This window comes from Lachnoanaerobaculum sp. MSX33 (assembly GCF_000512995.1).
Taxonomy (GTDB): Bacteria; Bacillota; Clostridia; order Lachnospirales; family Lachnospiraceae; genus Lachnoanaerobaculum.
Window position 1 is genome coordinate 140605 of record NZ_AZXX01000060.1, and the last position, 7047, is coordinate 147651.

Here is a 7047-nt window from a genome sequence, read left to right on the forward strand (position 1 = left end):
ATCTGATAGAATTGGGGAAGCTATATCAATAGATGAGTTTAAATGGAATGCCGGAACCGAAAAGTATCAAACTATTGTTGTGAATCCTATAAAACACAAAGTTCTTGATATACTCTACTCAATAAAGAATGCATGTTTGGTTGAATACTTTAAGTCTCTTGATAAGTCAAAACGCATGAATGTAAAATATTTCTCATGTGATATGAATAAGACTTTCATAGATATAGCTAAAACATACTTTCCAAATGCTAAAATAGTTGTTGACAGGTACCACTTTATAAGGCAGGTATATTGGGCTCTGGAGAAGGAAAGCACACTTCATAAAAGAGTTGTTTATTAAGCTACTTGATGAAAAATCATACTCAAAGCAACGAGTGCTACTTCGCGAATGGCTGCTTGAAGTGGAAAGTTCCGGCATAAAAGAGTTTAATGCGGCAATCACAGCATTTAGAAATAATTACAAATACATCTTAAATCCACTTAAGTATCGACATATATCAAATGGGCCTACAGAAGGGTTTAATAACAAGATAAAGGTACTTAAAAGAGTATCTTATGGTGTACGTAACTTTACATATTTTAGGAATAGAATTTTAATGGTGACGGCTTAAAAAATGTCTGGGGACGAGGTCTTTTTGTTGTGCAAAAAATATTTATCAGGCTTTAAATATATAATGCCAGGTAAAATGCTAAGTTCAAAAAATTCAAATATAAAAAGTGGGCTGAAAAATCAACCCACCCCAACACTTGACAAAGAACCTTAATTTAGATTCATATGTTTTTTTATTTCGAAAGCCTTATTTCTGGAGTAATTATAACTGATAGGTTCATCTATATCAAAAGAATAATACCCCATGATACCTTCTGCGCAGAAGTGTAGCTTATCTTTAAGTTCTTTATCGGAACTGTTTTTCCAAGCCTTGTAAATAACCGGCATTGCAGCCATATCACTTTCCCTAAGATCATATATATCATAGTATGGCAGATTACCGTTCATATAGGCATTAAGATTATACCCGGCAACCACTGCGTCTATATTGGCAAGACAAAGAAGTACAAAAAGTATATTTCCTGCATAGAAACTTAATTTGGTAACAGGAAAGCTCTTCTTAAATTCTCCCATTATGATAAAGGCAAATACAAAACATAAGAAAATCATAAATACACTTGGAATTATGCGCAGTGTTGTAAGTCCATAAGTGCTTATATACAGATACATCTTGGCAAAGTCAACCGATATAAGTGCCAATGTTAATATTGAATTTAGGATTATATGAATACGCAAATACTTATTATTTTCATTTTTAACTGAAAAAATTTTAGCTACCGCAATAAATACTATATTGATTAAGGCAACAGCCAGAAGTTCAAAAAATCCTCTTCTTGCATATTCTGAATATGTAAAATCAGCCGGCAAAGAACCGCCTAAAATATCTATAAAATATATAGTCTGTATTCCTATAAAAAGAATATAAAAGCAGCAAATAACTGCATTAACGGTATATAAACTAAGTCTTGGTATGAAAGCTGCATTATCCATGCTTTTATTAAACTTATCTATATTAAAGGACTTTGAATTATCCTCTATGGAACTTCCGTAGATAAGTGCGTACAGGTAGGTTGCCATAGGTAGTGACCATATAAGAGTTACTATATTTTCAGGAACATTGATATCGAAGTTGAATAAATGGTCAAAAATATTTTTAAAAGTAGCATCTGCACTTGAAAGCAGGAAAATGACAATCATTATAAACGGAGTACCAATCAAAAGTCCGAGAAAAATATGCAAAAAGTACTTAGTCTTTGTACTTGAAGTGCTTTTTCCCCTCTTTGAAAACATGCAAATCCAAAAAGAAGTAGCATTATGTATAGGAATAAATACAAGTGCATTGATATAGTCATATAATATAAGCGCTGAAGTTTCGCTTTTTATAAGCTTGTTAAATACCGTTACAGGAAGGTAAATAAGCATAAAATTCATAGCTATTTGCATAAATATATTAAGGGAATAGTTATAAAAAACAGTAAAGCTTATGGCTAAAAGTATCATAAGTACCGATAAAATAATACTTTCACTATTGAACTTAACAGCCTTTAATTTAGCATATGCAAGCACTGAGATAACATAAAGTACTATGTATAAGGTAGCTCCCAAACCTAAAGTTACCATACCTGTATTTAAGTTATAATATTTTATGCATAAAAATGCGAGTATAAATACAACGGGCAGCATTATTATATCTAACGTTTCAAACTTATATTTAGGCTCTTTTTTTATTGGAGTCTTATTTGAAGTTTCAGACTCCATATTAATGCCGACTGTGAGAGTACTTGCAGTATTGTTTGAACTGTCAGCTATATTATTGCCTGCACTTGCAGTGTTGTTTGAACTGTCAGATACATTATTGTTTGCATTTGCAGTTATATCATTATCTGAATTTATAGCTGTATAATTATCTGATAAATTTTCGCTCATGTTAAAGACCTCCTTTAGTTTTCGTCAGGTATGTATTCCAGTATATCTGCCACTTGGCAGTTAAGTTCTCTGCATATAGCCTCCAAAGTGGAGAATCGTACCGCCTTGGCTTTATTATTTTTAAGAATGGACAAATTGGCAGCTGTGATACCTATTCGCTCGGCAAGCTCTCCGGCAGACATCTTCCTTTTTGCCATTACCACATCTATATTTACCATAATCATAACTTTTCTCCTTATATGGTATACTCATTTTCTTGCTTTATTTCTATAGCCTCTGTAAAGACATTCTTAACTACTCTCAGTATAAGAGCCATAAATGCAGAGCCTGTAACAAGTAATACAAAAGGTAGATAGAAAAATGTTAACATAAAGCATACAAATGAGACAATAAAACAGCACCATGAAAGCATTCTAAGATACTTGACATTTTCTGCTATAAATACTTTAGACTTATGTATATTACATAAGAGCTTATATAGGAGAAACAGTGCGGTATAGGCAAGTATATCAAGTATGTAAACAGCAATCATACTGAAAATGATATACTTTCCGATAAGTTCTTCCTTGGAAAGAGGAATATAAATGCGCCTTAAGATAATAAATTTTATATCATGGTGTATGTAAATATTAAGCAGTATACCCAATATGGCAAAAACAAATACACATACCTTAGATAAAGCTATACTTTTATTTTGTGTCCAATTCATCATAACCTCCTACTTTACATATAGATATTTACAAGCTGTAAAAATTTATTAATACTGAGAACATGATAACATATAATTTAATGTTTAGCAATAAAAATATATTGTTATTCGATAAAAAAATATTGAAATTCATTTAAGAATTGTTTTTTAAGATGAGTTGTAAGGTGATATTATTTATTAAAACATTTTGTAAAATAAAAAGTGAGCTGAAAAATCAACCCACCCCAAAACTTGACAAAGAACCAAAAAAGAGCAGACGCGCTAGCGTCTGCTCCAAAATGTATCTATATATTATATTACTTTCTCTCAGCAATTGCTGCCTGTGCTGCTGTGTTATATCAGAGGAAAGTTCTGTTTGGGTTACTGTATAATTGTCTGTTCTTCCGTCCACTTGCATCTTTAACTCGTCATCTGGAGTTAAATTCAATTTCCATATAAATCCATCTTGGCATACGATAATTTCCTTTATAAATGCATCAATAACTTCTTCCGGAATATGTCTCGTTGAAAAATTGAAATTCTGTTCTAAGCCGTATTTAAGAATTTCAACTTTGTCCATATATATGTCATCTGATAAACCAGTTTCTCCACCTATTATTTCTAACTGCTTTTTCAGATGTTGCTGTTCTTTCAGAATTTGTTCACGCTTTTCGTCGTACCTGTCTTTTTCAATTTCTCCAGCCATTCGCATGTCTAAAAGATTGTTATACTTTCGATTCCATAGTTCCATTTTATCTTCTAAATCATGCTTACGATCTAACACCTCGTTATCATGTTCGTTTTCATAGCAATTATCCAGCATTTCGTTCGCAATTGCAAGGACTCCTTCTCTATCATTCCAAAATTTTTGAAATATTATATCAGCCATAACTTCTAATTTCCATCTTGGAACCATTTTAGTTACACAAATTCCTTCAGTACTAAGTCCTTTTCTCTCACGAGTTTTAAATGATCCTGTCCTTATCTGGCTATAACATTGGTATCCATATTGAGGTCCTTCAGACGATTTGTGCCATGTAACACGATTGTAGGAACTACCACATTCACATTTCATTTTACGACACCAAACATCTTTGGAGATTTTTTTTCCTCTACAGCCTTTATTATGCACAGACTCTGACTTGCTACTAAGTATTTGCTGAACTTTTTCAAACTGTTCTTTTGTAACAATTGGGGTATGTCTACCTTCAACAATGACTTTATCAACCTCACCAAAATTATTTATTTTTTTCTGTTCTAAAAAATCCGGAACAAATTGCTTACGATAAACTATTGTACCACAATAAAAGGAGTTCCTTAATATTCTGCTGATATTCCCAGGTTGCCATTTTGTAAGTCCTGTAGCTGTTAAATGTCCTTCTTTTTCCAGTACAAATTGAATTTTTCTAACACCATTTCCATCCAAGTATAAATCAAAAATTCTACGCACCGTTCTTGCTTGCAATTCATTAACCACATACTCTTTACCAATTCTGTCATACCCTAGTATATTACCGTTTCCATATAGAACACCATTTTTAAATGAAATCATTTGTCCTGCTTTTACTCTGACGGATGTTTTCTTGCTTTCATTTTGTGCAAGTGTCGCCATAATTGTCAGTCTTAATTCACCATCTTCATCATTCATTGTCCATATGTTATCTTCTGTAAAATATACTTCTACACCTTCTCGCCTTAATATACGAGTTTGCTGTAGTGTATCAACTGTATTTCTTGCAAACCTAGATACCTCTCTTGTTACAATAAGATCAAATTTATTTTTTGATGCGTCTTGCATCATTCTCATAAAATTTTTTCTCTTTTTAACAGAAGTACCTGTTATTCCTTCATCTATATAGCGATCATATAGTTCCCACTCAGGATGCTTTTCAAATAAATCATCATAATACTGAATTTGATTACCCAATGCAGAAATTTGAGCCTCATGCTCAGTTGATACTCTCGCATATATAGCCACTACTCTTTTCTTTACCATCATTTCATCTTTTTTGTACTCCTCGTTTTGTTATTTTATATTAACATAATTTGCTCTCTTTGGCAATCAATACCTTTCCATATTTTTGTAAGATTTTTCGATAAACCTTTTCTGATATTTCTCTTTTTCTGTATAAATATCTCATCAATGCTAAAGCTATAATTGTATTAATCTGTAATTTTGTTATATCGCTTTTCATAAATCTCCTTGTATTTATATTATAAATATGTTTACCCTGATTTTTGAAATTCAAATGTCTTTAAGTTTTCTGACATTAACAGGTGTCTTGGCACACAACATAGGAATTTCACCTCCGCCTCTTTTCAAGATGAGCCGGCTTTCACTAAAGAAGTATCATTATCCCCATTTACATCATCGCAAATAGGCTGCCAAACCTATTTTTTGTCTTACAAATTTGTCGCTCACTTTCTTTTATCCTTTGTATTTGCAAGTATGTGTTTAAACCGAGATTATCGGAGGGTACATGGTTATTCCCTCAAATCCTCATCTTCTCAGCAGAAAGGTCTTAACGTTTGTTGACAGACGCTCCATAAATGGTTAATGTCCTGTTTTGGTCTATTTAGCTTTCAAGGTACAAGATTCTTATATTTTCAAAAATATATTCAATTTTCCAAAGGTAAAATTTTCCCCTCTATATATAAACCTTACTTTCAGATACTTTTGTTTCCACTTTTTAAAATTTTTTTTAAAAAATAGGGAACAAACTACAAATCCGGTCTGCTCCCTACTTAATTAGTTACTATTTAAGCATCTCTCTTAGCTTTTTTAAAATCTTATTTCTAAAACTAAAAATCTTCTTAGAAGATACATTTTGCTCTTTTGCTAAATCACGAATGGTCATTTTTTTGAAATACAAAGAATCTATTACCTTTAGCTCTTCATCATTTAGCTTTCGCAGTGCCTGATATAGATCCTTGATTCTCATTTTAGTTTCAATAATTTTTTCAATATCCACATCTTCATCTACAACAGAATTCAAATCAATCTTGTAATCCTCATACCCGTAAACCTTATGTTTTTTATCTGATTTATTTAAATAAGCCTCATGATTGACTTGCTTCTTATATGCTTTATATATTTCATCGGATACATATATCTTTTCACCTTTTACATAGATATATTTTCTAGCACCTGTCATTTGTAAAATCCTCCTTTTTATCCAAAATTTCAAATACAATTTTTTGAACAAAAAAGGAGGACTTCTGCATTTTGACATGCAAAATCCTCTATGAAATATAAAATATATTTTAGATATATGTAATTTAAAAACTGGAGTTGAAATTATAACAACAAAGTTCTTCTATCCTTAAATTAAACATATCTAATTTCCTTTTAGTGCTAAACTGTCACAACTCTGTTTGGCTTTGAACCAACCATCAGATATTGAATCATCTCTACAGCATAAATTTATTATCTCACCAAAATTTCACTTGGTTTTATTATAGCATACTTACAAAGTATTATAATTATAATTTTGACATTCATCTTTTTGCATTCCTTGATTTATTTCAATTTTTGAAAAACAAAATATCCTGACAAAGTAACAAAGCCAAAACGCCTTGTATTTGTCAGGATATCTCTATTTCGCTCTGCGGGAAGTAAAATTACTTATTTCACAACAGCTCCTTATATAAAACATTGATATACCATTGTACAAAAATAATGTTTCAAAAAATCATCTTAAATGATCATTTACTTCATATATATAAACAAATATATATAGAGCAAATGTAATAAAAAAACTTGATATTTCCAAAAATAAACTATCAACAATTATTCCTATTATACATACTGCCATTGAAGCAGCTATTACAAAAAGTAGATAGATAGTAGTTTAGAAATCTTATAATAATTATAAGATCCTGG

6 protein-coding genes and 1 pseudogene are annotated in these 7047 nt (G+C 31.2%); 1 reads left to right on the forward strand and 6 read right to left on the reverse strand.

The window, feature by feature from the left end:
• The first annotated feature begins 79 nt into the window (after nt 1-79).
• Nucleotides 80-611, forward strand: a pseudogene (locus HMPREF1495_RS14065) (transposase).
• A gap of 149 nt (nt 612-760) precedes the next feature.
• On the opposite strand, the gene HMPREF1495_RS05620 reads toward HMPREF1495_RS14065, so the two are convergent.
• The 6 genes from HMPREF1495_RS05620 to HMPREF1495_RS05640 all read right to left on the reverse strand — a co-directional run bounded on the left by HMPREF1495_RS05620 (nt 761) and on the right by HMPREF1495_RS05640 (nt 6319).
• Nucleotides 761-2476 carry a DUF4153 domain-containing protein gene (locus tag HMPREF1495_RS05620; protein WP_034212773.1) on the reverse strand — a complete coding sequence of 572 codons (1716 nt, stop codon included), beginning with the start codon at nt 2474-2476 and terminating at the stop codon, nt 761-763.
• A 14-nt stretch (nt 2477-2490) separates the two neighbouring features.
• Entirely contained in the window at nt 2491-2700 is a 210-nt protein-coding gene (locus HMPREF1495_RS05625; protein ID WP_007590663.1) for a helix-turn-helix domain-containing protein, read from the reverse strand.
• Nucleotides 2701-2711: 11 nt separating this feature from the next.
• On the reverse strand, nt 2712-3185 hold the full coding sequence (locus HMPREF1495_RS05630) for a DUF2975 domain-containing protein (protein ID WP_034212775.1): 474 nt from the start codon (nt 3183-3185) through the stop codon (nt 2712-2714).
• Between the two features lie 214 nt (nt 3186-3399).
• Nucleotides 3400-5163, reverse strand: coding sequence for a recombinase family protein (locus HMPREF1495_RS05635; protein WP_330368669.1), 1764 nt, complete (start codon nt 5161-5163; stop codon nt 3400-3402).
• A 37-nt stretch (nt 5164-5200) separates the two neighbouring features.
• Nucleotides 5201-5359: a hypothetical protein gene (locus HMPREF1495_RS13890; RefSeq protein ID WP_009219925.1), complete on the reverse strand. Its 159-nt coding sequence runs from the start codon at nt 5357-5359 to the stop codon at nt 5201-5203.
• A gap of 561 nt (nt 5360-5920) precedes the next feature.
• Entirely contained in the window at nt 5921-6319 is a 399-nt protein-coding gene (locus HMPREF1495_RS05640; RefSeq protein WP_034212776.1) for a sigma-70 family RNA polymerase sigma factor, read from the reverse strand.
• Nucleotides 6320-7047: the final 728 nt, after the last annotated feature.

Excerpts from the sequence above, each read along its gene's own strand:
- HMPREF1495_RS13890 (WP_009219925.1), bottom strand. The coding sequence starts at position 5,359 with ATGAAAAGCGATATAACAAAATTACAGATTAATACAATTATAGCTTTA.
- HMPREF1495_RS05625 (WP_007590663.1), bottom strand. The coding sequence starts at position 2,700 with ATGATTATGGTAAATATAGATGTGGTAATGGCAAAAAGGAAGATGTCT.
- HMPREF1495_RS05635 (WP_330368669.1), bottom strand. The coding sequence starts at position 5,163 with ATGATGGTAAAGAAAAGAGTAGTGGCTATATATGCGAGAGTATCAACT.
- HMPREF1495_RS05630 (WP_034212775.1), bottom strand. The coding sequence starts at position 3,185 with ATGAATTGGACACAAAATAAAAGTATAGCTTTATCTAAGGTATGTGTA.
- HMPREF1495_RS05620 (WP_034212773.1), bottom strand. The coding sequence starts at position 2,476 with ATGAGCGAAAATTTATCAGATAATTATACAGCTATAAATTCAGATAAT.
- HMPREF1495_RS05640 (WP_034212776.1), bottom strand. The coding sequence starts at position 6,319 with ATGACAGGTGCTAGAAAATATATCTATGTAAAAGGTGAAAAGATATAT.